This window comes from Pseudoxanthomonas mexicana (genome assembly GCF_001556105.1).
GTDB lineage: Bacteria > Pseudomonadota > Gammaproteobacteria > Xanthomonadales > Xanthomonadaceae > Pseudoxanthomonas_A > Pseudoxanthomonas_A mexicana_A.
In genome coordinates this window covers 117114-131624 of sequence record NZ_LSIF01000027.1, presented here as the reverse complement: position 1 = coordinate 131624, position 14511 = coordinate 117114, and the positions used below count along the sequence as shown (strand labels likewise).

The 14511-nt window shown below is 67.0% G+C and carries 16 protein-coding genes; 6 read left to right on the top strand and 10 right to left on the bottom strand.

What is annotated here, in order from left to right; translation table 11 throughout:
- Nucleotides 1-2 precede the first annotated feature (2 nt).
- The 4 genes from rlmM to AX730_RS04655 form a co-directional block, all read right to left on the bottom strand.
- Complete coding sequence (gene rlmM, locus AX730_RS04670; RefSeq protein ID WP_062352668.1) at nt 3-1055, bottom strand: 23S rRNA (cytidine(2498)-2'-O)-methyltransferase RlmM; 1053 nt, start codon at nt 1053-1055, stop codon at nt 3-5.
- 88 nt (nt 1056-1143) lie between these two features.
- A complete protein-coding gene (locus tag AX730_RS04665; RefSeq protein WP_062352666.1) occupies nt 1144-1704 on the bottom strand; it encodes a nucleoside deaminase in 561 nt (186 codons plus the stop codon).
- On the bottom strand, nt 1704-2120 hold the full coding sequence (locus tag AX730_RS04660; protein WP_062352663.1) for a hypothetical protein: 417 nt from the start codon (nt 2118-2120) through the stop codon (nt 1704-1706). Before AX730_RS04660 ends, AX730_RS04665 begins: the two co-directional genes overlap by 1 nt.
- 76 nt (nt 2121-2196) lie before the next feature.
- Nucleotides 2197-3939, bottom strand: a complete 1743-nt coding sequence (locus AX730_RS04655) for a glutamine--tRNA ligase/YqeY domain fusion protein (protein WP_062352659.1) — start codon at nt 3937-3939, stop codon at nt 2197-2199.
- Between the two features lie 147 nt (nt 3940-4086).
- On the opposite strand from AX730_RS04655, the gene AX730_RS04650 reads away from it, so the two are divergent.
- Entirely contained in the window at nt 4087-4356 is a 270-nt protein-coding gene (locus tag AX730_RS04650) for a putative signal transducing protein (RefSeq protein ID WP_062352656.1), read from the top strand.
- Between the two features lie 29 nt (nt 4357-4385).
- Nucleotides 4386-5036 (top strand): peptide-methionine (S)-S-oxide reductase MsrA, encoded by a 651-nt coding sequence (gene msrA / locus AX730_RS04645; RefSeq protein WP_062352653.1) that lies wholly within the window; start codon nt 4386-4388, stop codon nt 5034-5036.
- Between the two features lie 43 nt (nt 5037-5079).
- Here msrA and AX730_RS04640 read toward each other — a convergent pair whose 3' ends face one another.
- The 5 genes from AX730_RS04640 to ahpC form a co-directional block, all read right to left on the bottom strand.
- On the bottom strand, nt 5080-6042 hold the full coding sequence (locus AX730_RS04640) for a transaldolase (protein ID WP_062352650.1): 963 nt from the start codon (nt 6040-6042) through the stop codon (nt 5080-5082).
- Nucleotides 6043-6148: 106 nt separating this feature from the next.
- On the bottom strand, nt 6149-6589 hold the full coding sequence (gene rnk, locus AX730_RS04635) for a nucleoside diphosphate kinase regulator (protein WP_062352646.1): 441 nt from the start codon (nt 6587-6589) through the stop codon (nt 6149-6151).
- A gap of 111 nt (nt 6590-6700) precedes the next feature.
- A complete protein-coding gene (oxyR, locus tag AX730_RS04630; protein WP_062352643.1) occupies nt 6701-7672 on the bottom strand; it encodes a DNA-binding transcriptional regulator OxyR in 972 nt (323 codons plus the stop codon).
- Nucleotides 7673-7743: 71 nt separating this feature from the next.
- Nucleotides 7744-9330 carry an alkyl hydroperoxide reductase subunit F gene (ahpF, locus tag AX730_RS04625; RefSeq protein WP_062352640.1) on the bottom strand — a complete coding sequence of 529 codons (1587 nt, stop codon included), beginning with the start codon at nt 9328-9330 and terminating at the stop codon, nt 7744-7746.
- A 239-nt stretch (nt 9331-9569) separates the two neighbouring features.
- The gene (ahpC, locus tag AX730_RS04620; protein WP_062352637.1) at nt 9570-10133 is read right to left on the bottom strand and encodes an alkyl hydroperoxide reductase subunit C; all 564 of its coding nucleotides are present in this window, start codon (nt 10131-10133) and stop codon (nt 9570-9572) included.
- Between the two features lie 387 nt (nt 10134-10520).
- Between ahpC and prmC the strand changes: the two genes are divergently transcribed.
- From prmC to AX730_RS04600, 4 genes are all read left to right on the top strand, one after another.
- Entirely contained in the window at nt 10521-11393 is an 873-nt protein-coding gene (gene prmC / locus AX730_RS04615) for a peptide chain release factor N(5)-glutamine methyltransferase (RefSeq protein ID WP_062352634.1), read from the top strand.
- Between the two features lie 30 nt (nt 11394-11423).
- A complete protein-coding gene (pip, locus tag AX730_RS04610; RefSeq protein WP_062352741.1) occupies nt 11424-12365 on the top strand; it encodes a prolyl aminopeptidase in 942 nt (313 codons plus the stop codon).
- Nucleotides 12366-12399: 34 nt separating this feature from the next.
- The gene (locus AX730_RS04605) at nt 12400-13293 is read left to right on the top strand and encodes a dienelactone hydrolase family protein (protein ID WP_062352630.1); all 894 of its coding nucleotides are present in this window, start codon (nt 12400-12402) and stop codon (nt 13291-13293) included.
- Nucleotides 13294-13363: 70 nt separating this feature from the next.
- On the top strand, nt 13364-13828 hold the full coding sequence (locus tag AX730_RS04600) for a DUF4019 domain-containing protein (protein ID WP_062352627.1): 465 nt from the start codon (nt 13364-13366) through the stop codon (nt 13826-13828).
- 6 nt (nt 13829-13834) lie between these two features.
- Here the strand turns inward: AX730_RS04600 and AX730_RS04595 are convergent, their stop codons facing one another.
- Nucleotides 13835-14389, bottom strand: a complete 555-nt coding sequence (locus AX730_RS04595; RefSeq protein WP_062352625.1) for an NUDIX hydrolase — start codon at nt 14387-14389, stop codon at nt 13835-13837.
- Between the last annotated feature and the right edge of the window lie 122 nt (nt 14390-14511).

The window sequence follows — 14511 nt, the reverse complement described above, 5'->3', positions numbered from 1 at the left end:
TGTCAGCCGGGTGTGGCGAACACCGTGATCTCTTCGCGGTCGTGGTACAGCTGGCGCGCGCGAACGTCGAGCGGCCTGCCGGCCTGGTCCGCGAACAGCTCCAGGCACAGCTTCGTTTCGTCCCAGCGCTTCTTCATCGGCAGCTTGAGGTTGAACACCGCGTGCCGGCACCAGCCTTCGCGGAACCACTGCGCCATCCGCTCGGCCACACGGCGTGGCTGTTCGACCATGTCGCAGACCATCCAGTCCAGCGGCTGCGTCGGCTTCCAGTGGAAGCCGTCGGCGCGCAGGTGCTCGACCAGTCCGGTGGCGAGCACGTGCTCGCGCAGCGGGCCGTTGTCGACGCTGGTCACGCGCAGGTGGTGGCGGGTCAGTACCCACGTCCAGCCGCCCGGCGCTGCGCCGAGATCGGCGGCGGTCATGCCGGGTCTCAGCAACGCCTCGCGCTGGGCATTGTCGAGCAGCGACAGGAAGGCTTCTTCCAGCTTCAGCGCCGAGCGCGAGGGCGCATCCGGCAGCAGCTTCAGGCGCGGGATGCCGAGCGGCCACGGTGCGCTGTCGCGGCCCTCGGCGACGCACAGGAACAGGTGGTCGCCCTGCACGAACACCACGTGCAGGCGCGGCAGGCGCGCGTCGTCCTTCTCGGTAAGAAAGCCCGCCTTGCGCAGTGCGGGACGCAGCGCATTGCCGAAACTGCGCGCCAGTCCAGCCAGTGGCTTGGCGCTGTCGGAGTCCGGATGCTCGACCCACAGGTCGCCGTAGCGCCCGGCACCGGACAGTGCGGCGAGGATCGGCGTGATGCGGTCCTTGGGATCGATGCCGCGCAGTTCGGCGAGCAGGCGCAGCTTCTGCCGGGCGAAGATCAGGTCGCGCCACGGCAGTGCGCGATCGAGAGCCTCTGCCTGTTCGCAGACGAACACGACATGGCCGTCGTTGCGCTGCGCGCGCGCATAGCCGGCGAACCCGGCCAGCGCGGCGCGCTCGCTCAGTTCGGCGGCAAGTTCGGGTTCGAATCCCTGGCGGCAATAAGCCAGCAGGCCGGTCGTCGATGACATGGCGCGGTCGCGTGAAGCGGATGGCTGCGGCTCCTGCCGCGAGGACAGGGTACAGGAGAAGCCGGTGCAGGGCTTCTCCGCGTGATGCTCAGTATTTGTCGCCGCCCTGTTCGCCGTAGCGCTTCAGCACGGCGCGTGCATCGTCGCGGCACACGTCGCGCACGACCTCGATGCCGCGCCGGTTGAGCTCGCCGATCCAGTCCGCCGGCAGCGGGCCTTCGTCGAACTCGGTCAGTTCCATCACGTCCTCGGCGCGTGCACCGATCAGCAGGCGATCGATGCCGGCCCAGATGGTGGCGCCGTAGCACTGGCAGCAGGGCTGCGACGAGGTCGCCAGCACCACCGGTGCCAGCACGTCGTTGAGGCGCGGGGTCTGCAGGCGCTGCTGCGCCAGCATGTAGGCCATGGTCTCCGCATGCGCCAGCGAACAGGTATGCGGCATCACGCGGTTCACGCCGAGCGAGATCACGCGGTGGTCGGGGCCGAACACGACGGCGCCGAACGGCCCGCCGCTGCCGGCGTCCACGTTGCGGCGCGACAGGTCGATGGCCAGCGCGACCTTGTCTTCGTCGCTCACGTACGTCGCGGCGGGATCGATCAGGTCGTGGGTCCAGGCGGGCAGGGTCAGATGGATTTGCTGGTAGAGCATTACTGGGCAGGCAACTTGGCGACGGAGGAGTCGGATTCGCAGCGACCACTGACGCACTGGCAGGCAGTCACGTCGGCAAAGCCGCAGACGCCCATGCGGCCGCTGGCGGCGCATTGCGCCTGCACGCCTTGCGGGTCGGTGGGGCTGTTCTTGTTGACGCAGGCCGGCATCGCACCGCAGCAGTTGCCGACATTCTTCACCGCGCAGTCCGCACTGCTCTTGCAGGCGTAGTCGACGGTGATCGCACCGGCTTCCCGCGGGGGCAGGTTCCCGCCAGTCGGCTTGGGCGCCGGCGTCGATGCAGGCGGCTCGGCAGCCGTGCCACCGGAGGACGCCGGTGCGGCGCAACCCGTCAGCGCGAACAGGAACAGGCAGGACAGCAGGGCAGGCAGCAGGCGCAGCGCGATGCGGGACATGGCGGACTCCTTCCTCGGTGGTGGTGCGCGCCAGCCTGCCGGCCACCGCCTCAACGGGCGGTGAAAGCCGCCGGTATCAGGCCTTGGTCGCCCAGGTGTCGCGCAGGGTCACGCTGCGGTTGAACACGGGGCGCGCCGGCGTGTGGTCGTAGCGGTCGGTGACGAAATACCCGGTACGTTCGAACTGGAACGACTGCTCGGGTGCCGCGCTGGCCGCCGCAGGCTCCACGTAGCCGGTCACCGTACGGCGAGACTCCGGGTTCATGTAGTCGCGGTAGGTCTTGCCTTCCGATTCGTCGTCCGGGTTCGGCACGGTGAACAGGCGGTCGTACAGGCGGATATCCGCGGCGACCGCATGCTGCGCGCTGACCCAGTGGATCGTGCCCTTGATCTTGCGCTCGGCGCCGGCCATGCCGGGGCGCGATTCCGGATCCAGCCAGCCGCGCAGCTCGACGATTTCGCCGGCGTCGTTCTTGATCACCTCGTCGCAGCGCACGATGCCGGCCCCGCGCAGGCGCACTTCACCGCCGGTGGTCAGGCGCTTGAAACCCTTCGGCGGCACTTCCTCGAAGTCCTCGCGCTCGATCCACAGCTCGCGCGAGAACGGCACGCTGCGCTGGCCGAACGCCTCGTCCTTCGGGTGGTTGGAGAACGTCAGTGTTTCTTCGTGACCGACCGGCAGGTTGACCAGCACCAGCTTCACCGGATCGATGACGCCCATGCGACGCGGCGCGGCGGCGTCCAGGTCCTCGCGCAGCGCGCCTTCCAGGATCGAGATGTCCAGCAGCGAGTTCTGCTTGCTGATGCCCACGCGGTCGACCATCAGGCGCAGCGCGGCGGGCGTATAGCCGCGACGGCGGATGCCCTGCAGCGTCGGCATGCGCGGATCGTCCCAGCCATCGACGAGGTGGTCGGTGACCATCGCCAGCAGCTTGCGCTTGCTCATCACCAGGTAGTTGAAGTTCAGGCGCGAGAACTCGATCTGGCGCGGCTTGCTGGCTTCCTTCGGCAGGCCCTTGGCCAGCAGCGGTGCGATCAGCTCCGGCGAACCGGCCAGGTCCACCTTGTCCACGCACCAGTCGTACAGCGGGCGGTGGTCTTCGAATTCCAGCGTGCACAGCGAGTGGGTGATGCCTTCCACGGCGTCGCTCAGCGAGTGCGCGTAGTCGTACATCGGGTAGATCGGCCAGTCGTTGCCGGTGTTCTGGTGCTCGATGTGCTTGATGCGGTACAGCGCCGGGTCGCGCAGGTTGATGTTGCCGCTGGCCATGTCGATCTTGGCACGCAGCGTGCGCGCGCCGTCCGCGAACTCACCCGCACGCATGCGGCGGAACAGGTCCAGGTTCTCTTCGACGTTGCGGCCGCGGTAGGGCGAGTTGCGGCCCGGCTCGGTCAGCGTGCCGCGGTACTCGCGCACTTCGTCCGCGCTCAGGTCGCAGACGAAGGCGTCGCCCTGGCGGATCAGCTTCTCGCCGGCCAGATACAGCACCTCGAAATAGTCCGAGGCGTGGCGCAGGTCGTGCCAGTCGAAGCCCAGCCAGCGCACGTCGTCCTGGATCGCGCGGACGTACTCGGGGTCTTCCTTGGCCGGGTTGGTGTCGTCCAGGCGCAGGTTGCAGACGCCGCCGAACTCGCCGGCGATGCCGAAATCCAGGCAGATCGCCTTGGCATGGCCGATGTGCAGATAGCCGTTGGGCTCCGGCGGGAAGCGCGTCTTCACCGATGCGTGGCGGCCCGTGGCCAGGTCCTCGCGGACGATCTGGCGGATGAAATCCTTCTTTTCCGGAAGGGTGTCGGGAGCGGGGGCAGCGTCGGACATCGGCAGGGCGCGGGAACGTGGGAAACCGCAAGTTTAGCCGGTCCGGCGTCCGGACTGGCTCATCCTGAACAGCCATGGCGCTGTTTCCGGCAGCGCGGTCATCCTCGTGGGAGTGCCGGTGTAGGCTGGACCACGGAGGACACATCCATGCGCGTGGTCTATCTGGCCGACAACCTGTTCGACGCCCACTTGGTAAAGCACGCGCTGGAAGAGGTGGAGATTCCCGCCTTCGTGTTCGGCGAGTCCCTGCTGGGCGGCATGGGCGAGCTGCCGCTGTTCGGCGTACTGCGTGTCTGCGTGCCGGACGCGGCGTTTCCTGAAGCGGAAGCTGTCGTGCGGGCACTGGGACTGGAATCGCGCGACGACGGCCCCATCTTGGAAGGCGACGACGAAGGCGTCGGCATCCTGCCCGCCTGATCCGTCGCCCCACGACCACGAGGTTCGCCATGCTGGGTATCGGAGCCTACAAGCAGCGCATGCCGCGCGAGGACGACATGCTGCCGGGACGCAGCGCGCCGCTGCCGCTGCACAACGTGCATTTCGTCAACGGACATCCCTTGCGTGATGCCTTCGATGGGCTGCAGCAGGTCGAATTCGGCCTGGGCTGCTTCTGGGGCGCGGAGCGCAAGTTCTGGAGCGTGCCCGGCGTGTACAGCACGTCCGTCGGCTATGCCGGTGGTGGCACGCCGAACGCGACCTACGAGGAAGTCTGTTCCGGCCAGACCGGGCACAACGAAGTGGTGCGCGTGGTCTACGACCCGGCGCAGGTGTCGTTCGAGCGTCTGCTGCAGGTGTTCTGGGAAAGCCACGATCCCACCCAGGGCATGCGCCAGGGCAACGATGTCGGCACCCAGTATCGGTCCGGCATCCATGCTCATACGCCGGAGCATAAGGCTATCGCCGAGGCCAGCCTGCTGGCCTACCAGCAGCAGCTGAAGGCAGCCGGCTACGGTGCCATCACCACCGAGATCGTGTATCCGGCGCCGCCGTTCTATTACGCCGAGGACTATCACCAGCAGTACCTGGCGAAGAATCCGAACGGCTATTGCGGCCTCGGTGGCACGGGCGTGAGCTGTCCGATCGGCCTCGAAGCCTGATCGACCACCGCGCGCCATGACGGCGCGCGGTGTTTTGGATACGTCAGTTCGCCGCCAGCTTCTCGCGGATGGTCGTGCGCAGCGCGGTCAGGTCCTTGGCGAAGATCTCGATGCCCGTGGCCAGCTTCTCCTTCGCCATCGGGTCGGCTTCGATGGCGGCAGCGAAACTGTTGGCCGTCACCGGCGCCGCATTCACCGCTTCCACCGCACCCGGGGACAGCTTGCGCGGCAGCTCGCCGTGGTCCTGGTCCAGCTTCTCCAGCAGATCGGGCGAAATGGTCAGGCGATCGCAACCCGCCAGTGCTTCGATCTGCGCGGTGGAACGGAACGACGCGCCCATCACGACGGTCCGTGAGCCGCGGCGCTTGAACTCGGCATAGACGCCGCGCACGAACACCACGCCCGGGTCTTCATCGATGGTCGCCGGGGTCTGGCCGTTGGCCACGTACCAGTCGAGGATGCGGCCCACGAACGGCGAGATCAGGAACGCGCCTGCTTCGGCGCAGGCGATGGCCTGTGCTTGGTTGAAGATCAGCGTCAGGTTGCAGTCGATGCCTTCGGCCTGCAGTTCGCGCGCGGCTTCCACGCCTTCCCACGTGGAGGCGACCTTGATCAGGATGCGATCGCGGCCGATGCCCTGGTCGGCGTACATCTGCACGAACTTGCGCGCTTTGGCGACGGTGGCCGTGGTGTCGTAGGCCTGGTCGGCGTCGACCTCGGTGGAGACACGGCCGGGGATCAGGCCGGCAAGCTTCGCGCCGACGCCGATGGTCAGGCGATCGACGACCTCGTCGACGAGGTCCTCGCCACCGCCCTGCGCACGTGCCCAGGCCAGCTGTTCTTCGATCAGATCCGCGTACACCGGCAGGTCCAGCGCCTTCTTCACCAGGGTCGGATTGGTCGTGCAATCGACCGGCTTGAGGCGCTTGATGGCGTCGTAGTCGCCGGTGTCGGCGACGACCACGGACAGGTCGCGCAGTTGCTGGAGCTTGGAGGTGTCGGTCATGGCAGTCGATGCGGGGGAATCGGGCGACAAGTATGCCTTGTCCCGCGCAGCGGGACCCGGCACGGGACGATGGTTTTCATGGATTGTGGCGATAGCGCCGATGTACTCAGCGGTGCAGGTCGCCGCTGGCTTCTGGCTGGTAGTCGATCGCGGTGACGCGAAGCCGCAACGGCCGGTTGCCGGGCGCATGCCAGTCGATCGTCTGTCCGACCGACAGCCCCAGCAAGGCACTGCCCACCGGCGCGAGGACGGAGACACGGCCGGTCTCGACGTTCGCTTCGTGGGGATACACCAGGGTCAGGCGATGGTGTTCGCCGGTGAGCTCGTCGTCGCATTCGACCCGCGAATGCATCGTCACCACGTTGTCCGGCATGTCGTCCGGCGCGCGCACGTCGGCGCGGTTCAACTCATCCACCAGCGCGAGTGCGGCGGGGTGCCGGCGCAGCACGGGCGTGTCGAGCAGGGCTTCAAGGCGCGACAGGTCGCGACTGGAAATGACGAGGGCGGGCGGGGAGGGCGGCAGGCCGCTGGTGCGGGTGTGGTTCATCGTGATGTTCTCCAGGTTTGGGTAGCGCAAAAAAGAAACGGGCGACGCGTTGCGGCGTCGCCCATCGGATCTCTGTTTGCGCGCCTACCGTAGCCCGGAAGCGCCAGCGCTTCAAGCCATGTGCGGCCGTGGCGGTTCAGCGGCGCGTGTCGGGTTCGCAGGCGTGCCATGGGTCGGCGGATCCGGCTCGAACAGGCTGGGTGGCAGCTCACGGAACACCTGCGCGAGCTGCAGCAGGAATTCGCTCATCGCCGAGCTCTTGCGCCATACCATCGCAATCTGCCGGCTCGGATGCGAATCGCTGAAGCCGAGCAGGTGGATGTTCTCCGAACGCGCGACCGGCGGCTTGACCGCCAAGGTGGGCAACAGCGTGATGCCGACGTCGGCCGCCACCATCTGCCGCAGCGTTTCCAGGCTGGTGGCGCGGAACTCCGACTTCTCGTTGGCACCGGCCAGGCGGCACACATCCAGTGCCTGCTCGCGCAGGCAGTGGCCATCTTCCAGCAACAGCAACTGCTGTTGCGACAGTTCGGCCAGCGTCAGTGATTCGCGCTGCGCCAGTGGGTGCGACTCGGGCACGGCGAGTACGAACGGCTCCTCGAACAGGAATTCGGTATGCAGCTGGTCGTCGGTCACCGGGAGCGCGAGCAGGCCCGCATCCAGCTTGCCCTCGCGCAGACGCGACAGCAGCACGTCGCTCTTCTCCTCGACCAGCAGCAGCTCCAGGTGCGGGAAGCGCGCACGCAGGCGCGGCACGACATGCGGCAACAGGTAGGGCCCCAGCGTGGGGAACAGGCCGAGGCGGACGGTGCCGGCTTCCGGATCCTGGCTGCGGCGCGCAGCCTCCTTCATCTGTTCGACCTCGGCGACGATGCGGCGCGCGCGATCGGCGGCGTCGCGACCGGCCGGCGTCAGCATGACCTTGCGCGGCGCACGCTCGACCAGTGGCACGCCGAGTTCGTCTTCCAGCTTCTTGATCTGCGTCGACAGCGTGGGCTGGCTGACGTAGCAAGCCGCGGCGGCGCGGCCGAAATGCTTGTGGTCGGCCAGGGCCACCAGGTACTTGAGATCGCGCAGGTTCATCGGACTCCTCCCTCAGGGAACCGCATGGCGTACGACGCGGTGCGGACCGGCGTGCGGCCCGCACCCCTGCATCATGCCGCGACCGCGTCCGGGGTTTCCACCGGTGCCGACGTGCGGATCAGGTGGTCGAACGCGCTCAGCGCGGCCTTCGAGCCTTCGCCCATGGCGATGACGATCTGCTTGTACGGCACCGTCGTCGCATCGCCAGCAGCGAACACGCCCGGCACGCTGGTCTGGCCACGGTCGTCGACGATGATCTCGCCGCGCGGACTCAAGTCGACCACGCCCTTCAGCCATTCGGTGTTCGGCAGCAGGCCGATCTGCACGAAGACGCCTTCGAGTTCCACGCGGTGCGTGTCACCGCCCGTGCGGTCCTTGTAGACCAGGCCGCTGACCTTGGCGCCGTCGCCGAGCACCTCGGTGGTCTGTGCGCTGGTGACGATGCGCACGTTCGGCAGGCTGCGCAGCTTGCGCTGCAACACGTCGTCGGCGCGCAGCTGGCTGTCGAACTCGATCAGCGTCACGTGCGCCACGATGCCGGCCAGGTCGATCGCCGCTTCCACGCCGGAGTTGCCGCCGCCAATCACCGCCACGCGCTTGCCCTTGAACAGCGGACCATCGCAGTGCGGGCAGTAGGCCACACCCTTGTTGCGGTAGTCGTTCTCGCCGGGAACGTTCATCTGTCGCCAGCGCGCACCGGTGGAGAGGATGACGGTCTTCGATTTCAGCGACGCGCCATTGGCGAGCTGCACTTCCACCAGGCCATCATTGCCGGCAGGCACCAGCTTCTCCGCGCGCTGCAGGTTCATCACGTCGACCTGGTAATCCCTGACGTGTTGCTCCAGCGCCGCGGCCAGCTTCGGGCCTTCGGTGTAGGGCACCGAGATGAAGTTCTCGATCGCCATCGTGTCCAGTACCTGCCCGCCGAAACGCTCGGCTGCCACACCGGTGCGGATGCCCTTGCGCGCGGCATAGATCGCCGCGGCTGCGCCGGCGGGGCCGCCGCCGACGACCAGCACGTCGAACGCGTCCTTGGCCGCGATCTTCGCCGCCGCACGCGCCGCCGAGTTGGTGTCGAGCTTGGCGAGGATCTCCGGCACGCCCATGCGGCCCGCACCGAACACCTCGCCGTTGAGGAAGATGAAGGGCACCGACAGCACTTCGCGCGCCTCGACTTCCTGCTGGAACAGCGCGCCATCGATGGCGACGTGTTGGATGCGCGGGTTGAGCACGCTCATCAGGTTCAGCGCCTGCACCACGTCCGGGCAGCTCTGGCAGGTCAGCGAGAAATAGGTCTCGAACCGATAATCGCCGTCGAGATCGCGAATCTGTTCGATCACGTCCTGCGCCAGCTTCGACGGATGGCCACCAACCTGCAGCAGCGCCAGCACCAGCGAGGTGAATTCGTGGCCCATCGGCAGTCCGGCGAAGGTCAGGTGGATGTCCTGGTCGGGCGAGGTCAGTGCGAACGACGGCGTGCGGTCGCCGCCGCGCTGTTCGGTGACGCTGATCTTGTCGGACGCGTCCTGCAGGTCGCGCAGCAGTGCCTGCAGCTCGGCCGAGCTGGCGCTGTCGTCCAACTGCGCGGTGATGTGGATCGGACGCACGGCCTTTTCCAGGTAGGCCTTGAGCTGCGTCTTCAGATTGGCGTCCAGCATGGCGAACGTCTCCGTGGAGGGGATTCTGGGAAGGGAATCGGGGAAGAAGGTCAGGCGTTTGCAGGAGCGGCATGCGCCGGGGGGAGAGAGGCGCCGGCCAGGGAGGGGGGAACCGGCGAGCGGCGCATGCCGCTGCTGCAAACGTCCGGGTCGGCCTCCGGGCCAGCGGCCCGGAGGTGACGTGAAGCGGGTCGATCAGGCGCATCCGGAGGGCGGATGCGCCGGTAATGCGATGCGACTTAGATCTTGCCGACCAGGTCCAGCGACGGGGCGATCGTCTGCGCGCCTTCCTTCCACTTGGCCGGGCAGACCTGGCCGGGGTTGGCGGCGGTGAACTGCGCGGCCTTCAGCTTGCGCAGGGTTTCCGACACGTCACGGGCGATCTCGTTGCTGTGCACTTCGGCGGTCTTGATGACGCCTTCCGGATTGATGACGAAGGTGCCGCGCAGGGCCAGGCCTTCTTCCTCGATGTGCACGCCGAAGGCGCGGGTCAGCTGGTGGGTCGGGTCGCCGACCAGCGGGAACTGGGCCTTGCCCACGGCCGGGGAAGTTTCGTGCCACACCTTGTGCGAGAAGTGCGTGTCGGTGGTGACGATGTAGACCTCGGCGCCGGCCTTCTGGAACTCGGCGTAGTTGGCGGCGGCGTCTTCCACTTCGGTCGGGCAATTGAAGGTGAAGGCGGCCGGCATGAAGATCAGGACCGACCACTTGCCCTTCAGGGTGCCGTCGGTGACTTCGACGAATTCGCCGTTGTGGAAGGCGGTGGTCTTGAACGGCTGGACCGCAGTGTTGATCAGGGACATGGAAGATCCTCGTGAGTGGAGTGGGTGTGGTGAAGCGATGGCGCCATGGTAGGCAGGGACTATTGATATCTCAAATCGATTGATGGAATTGGATAGATAGTTTTTGACTATCGAAATGACGTTCTGTGTGCCCGGCTGGGAAGCGAGTAAGGGCTACATGAGGGTTAAGTTGTTACTTATCAATGACTTGATGGTCCACAGATGCGGCCGTCAGCGATCCAGACGCCCTATGGGTTTACGCCCGCGACGCGGGGGTGAAGACCTTACGACGCCAGTGATCACCATTCTGGCGGGTCATCGACGTCCATACGCCATAGGGCACCATGATGGTGCGCTGCGATGACCTGGCCGCGTCGGGTGGCGTCCGGGCCGGTACCATGCGCGGCGATGCCTGCCGACCTGCCTACCGTCCGACTCGACCTGGCCCTGCGCGCCGCCGCGGAGCGGCTGTCCGGCCCGGATGCCCGCCACGAGGCGGAGCACCTGTTGCTGCACGTGCTGGAGCGCGACCGGGCCTGGCTGTTCGCGCACGGCGACGATCCGTTGCTGGAGCGCGAGGCGTCAGCCTTCGATGCGTTGCTGACCCGTCGCGCCGCGGGTGAGCCGCTGGCCTACCTGCTGGGCCGGCGCGGATTCTGGACCCTGGACCTGCAGGTCTCGCCGGCCACGCTGATCCCGCGTCCGGAAACGGAACGGCTCGTCGAACTGGCGCTGGAGCGGTTGCCGGACGACCGTCCGCTGCGCATCGCCGACCTCGGGACGGGCAGCGGTGCCATCGCACTGGCGCTGGCGAGCGAGCGGCCATTGGTGCAGGTCGTCGCGACCGATGTCAGCGAAGAGGCTCTGCACATCGCGCAGGCGAACGCTGGCGCGAACCGCATCGCCAACGTCGTGTTCTGCCATGGCAGCTGGCTGGCACCGCTGGCCGGCGAACGCTTCGACCTGATCGCCAGCAATCCGCCGTACATCGCGGACGGTGATCCGCACCTGGGCAAGGGCGACCTGCGTTTTGAGCCGCCGACGGCGCTGTCGTCCGGTGCCGATGGCCTGGATGCCATCCGCGAGATCGTCGCCCTCGCGCCGTCGCACCTCGTGCCCGGCGGCTGGCTGCTGCTGGAGCACGGCTGGGACCAGGGCGAGGCGATCCGCGCGCTGTTGATCGCAGCGGACTTCGTCGATGTCGCCACCGAAACCGACCTCGAACAGCGCGACCGGGTGACCCTCGGGCGCGTAACGGAAGGGCAAGACCGCAGCCGCTAGACTGTCGCTTTCGTCCAGGATATGCCGCCCATGCGCACGCTGTACCCCGAGCTTGAGCCCTTCGACACCGGCACGTTGAAGGTCGACGACCGCCATACGCTGTACTACGAACAGTGCGGCAACCCGCAGGGCAAGCCGGTCGTGCTGCTGCATGGTGGCCCGGGTGCCGGCTGCAGTCCGAAGATGCGCCGCTTCCACGATCCGGCCAAGTACCGCATCGTGCTGTTCGACCAGCGCGGTTCCGGCCGGTCCACGCCGCATGCGGACCTGGTCGATAACACCACGTGGGACCTGGTCGCCGATATCGAGAAGCTGCGCGAGACGATCGGCATCGATCGCTGGCAGGTGTTCGGCGGCAGCTGGGGTTCGACGCTGGCGCTGGCCTACGCCGAAACGCATCCGCAACGCGTCACCGAACTGGTGCTTCGCGGCATCTTCATGCTGCGCCGCTGGGAACTGGAATGGTTCTACCAGGAAGGCGCCAGCCGCCTGTTCCCGGATGCGTGGGAACACTACGTCACCGCGATCCCGTCGGTCGAGCGCCACGACCTGATCTCGGCCTTCCATCGCCGCCTCACCTCCGACGACGAGGCCACCCGCCTGGCCGCCGCGAAGGCCTGGAGCGTGTGGGAAGGCGCGACCAGCTTCCTGCACGTGGATGCGGATTTCGTCAGCGGCCACGAAGAGCCGGAGTTCGCGCTGGCGTTCGCGCGCATCGAGAACCACTACTTCGTCAATGGCGGCTTCTTCGAGGTCGAAGACCAGTTGCTGCGCGATGCCTCGCGCATCGCAGACATCCCGGGCGTCATCGTGCACGGCCGCTACGACGTGGTCTGCCCGATCGCCAACGCATGGGAACTGCATAAGGCGTGGCCGAAGGCGAAACTCGAGATCACGCCGGCATCCGGGCATTCCGCGTTCGAGGCCGAGAACGTCGACGCGCTGGTGCGCGCGACCGACGCATTCGCCTGAGGCTACTTCACCAGACCGTTGCAGGGAGCGCACGATGGAAGGACATCGCAAAGAAGCTGTCGCGTTCGACCAGCGCGTGCTCGACCTGTACGACGACTACGTGCACGGCAGCGTCGACCGGCGCGGCTTCCTGGCCGGAGCGGCGCAGTTCGCTGTCGGTGGCACCACGGCCGCCGCGTTGCTGGCCGCGCTGACGCCACAGTACGCGTTCGCCACGCAGGTCGCCGCGGACGATCCGCGCATCACCACGGTGTACCGCACGTTTCCCGCGCCGGAAGGCCATGGCGAAGGGCGTGGCCTGCTGGCGATGCCGCGTGCGGAAGGACGCTATCCCGTCGTGCTGGTGGTGCACGAGAACCGCGGGCTCAATCCGTACATCGAAGACGTCGCGCGCCGGCTGGCGGTGGCGGGGTTCAGCGCGTTTGCGCCGGACGCGCTGTATCCGCTCGGGGGATATCCGGGCAACGATGACAGTGGTCGCGAGATGCAGGCCACGCTGGATCGCACCAAGGTAATCGCCGATCTCGAAGCCGCCACGCGCTTCGCCCACGCTTTGCCGCGCAATAACGGCAAGCTCGGCGTGGTCGGCTTCTGTTTTGGCGGGCTGGTGACCAGCCTGCTCGCCTCACGGCTGCCCGACATCGTCGATGCCGGCGTGCCTTATTACGGCGGCCAGCCGTCGGCGGAAGAGGCGGCCCGCATCAGGGCGCCGCTGTTGCTGCAATTCGCGGAGATGGATACCCGCGTCAACGCCGGCTGGCCGGCGTATGAGCAGCAGTTGAAAGCGGCCGGCGTCGCGTACACCGCGCACGTCTATCCGGGCGCAAACCACGGTTTCCACAACGACACCACGCCGCGTTACGACCAGACGGCGGCTGAGCTGTCCTGGCAGTGGACGCTCGCGTTTTTCCGCCAAACCCTGGCCTGATCCACAGAATCCGCTGCTGCGCGGCATGCCGTGTCCGGTGGCAGGGCATCGATGCGAACCATCCGGAGACATGTCGCGGCCACGTGCGCTGCGACGCAACCGGATGAAGGGCGGCAGGGCGATGACGGAAGTGGCGGCGGACACGGGCGCAACGAAGATCGGACTGGAGGATGTCGACATCCCCCGGCTCGGCATGGCGGCCATGCGCTTCATCAATGCCATCGAGCAGGGCCAGCACGACACGCTGTGGACCGCTGCGTCCGACATGATGCGCGGGACCATGCCGAAGGAGTCCTTCATGGGCCAGCTCACGCATCGTCATCACGTGTTGGGGCGCGGCACGGCGCGGCGTTGGACCGCGGTCCGCGTCGATCGGCCCAACCCGCGTTCGCGCTGGCAGCCGGGCACGTACGCGGTCGTGGAGTTCTCGGTGAACTTCGGCAGCGGTCGCCTGCCGCACCGTGAAACCGTGACCCTCCGCCATGAAGACGGCGGCATCTGGCGACTGGCCGGCTATGCGGTGAAGGCGGCCTGACCTGCGTCAGTCGCGCGGCGTACCATCGAGCGTGTGGTCGATCATCCACAGCCCGGCCCAGAGCTTGGCATCCAGTTCGTAGCCTTCGCCGATCTTCTGCGCCAGCCACGCGGCCGCGTCCGTGCGGGGAACCGCGTGCACGGTGATGTCCTCGTCGCCATCGCCACCGCCTTCGCCCACCTTGCGCAGACCGGTGGCGCGGACGAACGCGATCCGCTCGCTGCTGCTGCCTGACGACGTCGGGCCGATCATCAGCACCTCTGCATGATCGGCGGTCCAGCCGGTTTCTTCTTCCAGCTCGCGCACCGCGGATACTTCGATCGACTCGTCCGCATGGATGTCGCCAACCAGGCCCGCCGGCATCTCGATGGTGCGCGCCTGCAGCGGTACGCGGAACTGTTCGACGAACAGCACGTCGTCGTCCGGGGTCACCGCGATGATGATCGCGGCCAGTCCTCCCGTATGCGCGCGCTCCACGTACTCCCACGTGCCACGCACCATCATTCGCTGGTACTTGCCCTGCCAGACGACACGGGCGTCGTGTTGGTCCACCTCGGTCATGCGCGTGACTCCTTCACAATTGTTAATTATATGGAAAAGTCACCGTCTAACGCACGGGCATGTCCTTTATGACTGTCCCATGACGAACCCTCAATAAACATTGTCACATCTGACTGTCGGGG

What these genes read in the sequence shown, in the direction of transcription:
- ahpC (WP_062352637.1), bottom strand. Translation starts at nt 10,133, where the DNA reads ATGTCCCTGATCAACACTGCGGTCCAGCCGTTCAAGACCACCGCCTTC.
- AX730_RS04640 (WP_062352650.1), bottom strand. Translation starts at nt 6,042, where the DNA reads ATGACCGACACCTCCAAGCTCCAGCAACTGCGCGACCTGTCCGTGGTC.
- ahpF (WP_062352640.1), bottom strand. Translation starts at nt 9,330, where the DNA reads ATGCTGGACGCCAATCTGAAGACGCAGCTCAAGGCCTACCTGGAAAAG.
- AX730_RS04655 (WP_062352659.1), bottom strand. Translation starts at nt 3,939, where the DNA reads ATGTCCGACGCTGCCCCCGCTCCCGACACCCTTCCGGAAAAGAAGGAT.
- prmC (WP_062352634.1), top strand. Translation starts at nt 10,521, where the DNA reads ATGCCTGCCGACCTGCCTACCGTCCGACTCGACCTGGCCCTGCGCGCC.
- AX730_RS04665 (WP_062352666.1), bottom strand. Translation starts at nt 1,704, where the DNA reads ATGCTCTACCAGCAAATCCATCTGACCCTGCCCGCCTGGACCCACGAC.
- AX730_RS04600 (WP_062352627.1), top strand. Translation starts at nt 13,364, where the DNA reads ATGTCGCGGCCACGTGCGCTGCGACGCAACCGGATGAAGGGCGGCAGG.
- msrA (WP_062352653.1), top strand. Translation starts at nt 4,386, where the DNA reads ATGCTGGGTATCGGAGCCTACAAGCAGCGCATGCCGCGCGAGGACGAC.
- rlmM (WP_062352668.1), bottom strand. Translation starts at nt 1,055, where the DNA reads ATGTCATCGACGACCGGCCTGCTGGCTTATTGCCGCCAGGGATTCGAA.
- AX730_RS04660 (WP_062352663.1), bottom strand. Translation starts at nt 2,120, where the DNA reads ATGTCCCGCATCGCGCTGCGCCTGCTGCCTGCCCTGCTGTCCTGCCTG.
- pip (WP_062352741.1), top strand. Translation starts at nt 11,424, where the DNA reads ATGCGCACGCTGTACCCCGAGCTTGAGCCCTTCGACACCGGCACGTTG.
- AX730_RS04650 (WP_062352656.1), top strand. Translation starts at nt 4,087, where the DNA reads ATGCGCGTGGTCTATCTGGCCGACAACCTGTTCGACGCCCACTTGGTA.
- oxyR (WP_062352643.1), bottom strand. Translation starts at nt 7,672, where the DNA reads ATGAACCTGCGCGATCTCAAGTACCTGGTGGCCCTGGCCGACCACAAG.
- rnk (WP_062352646.1), bottom strand. Translation starts at nt 6,589, where the DNA reads ATGAACCACACCCGCACCAGCGGCCTGCCGCCCTCCCCGCCCGCCCTC.
- AX730_RS04605 (WP_062352630.1), top strand. Translation starts at nt 12,400, where the DNA reads ATGGAAGGACATCGCAAAGAAGCTGTCGCGTTCGACCAGCGCGTGCTC.
- AX730_RS04595 (WP_062352625.1), bottom strand. Translation starts at nt 14,389, where the DNA reads ATGACCGAGGTGGACCAACACGACGCCCGTGTCGTCTGGCAGGGCAAG.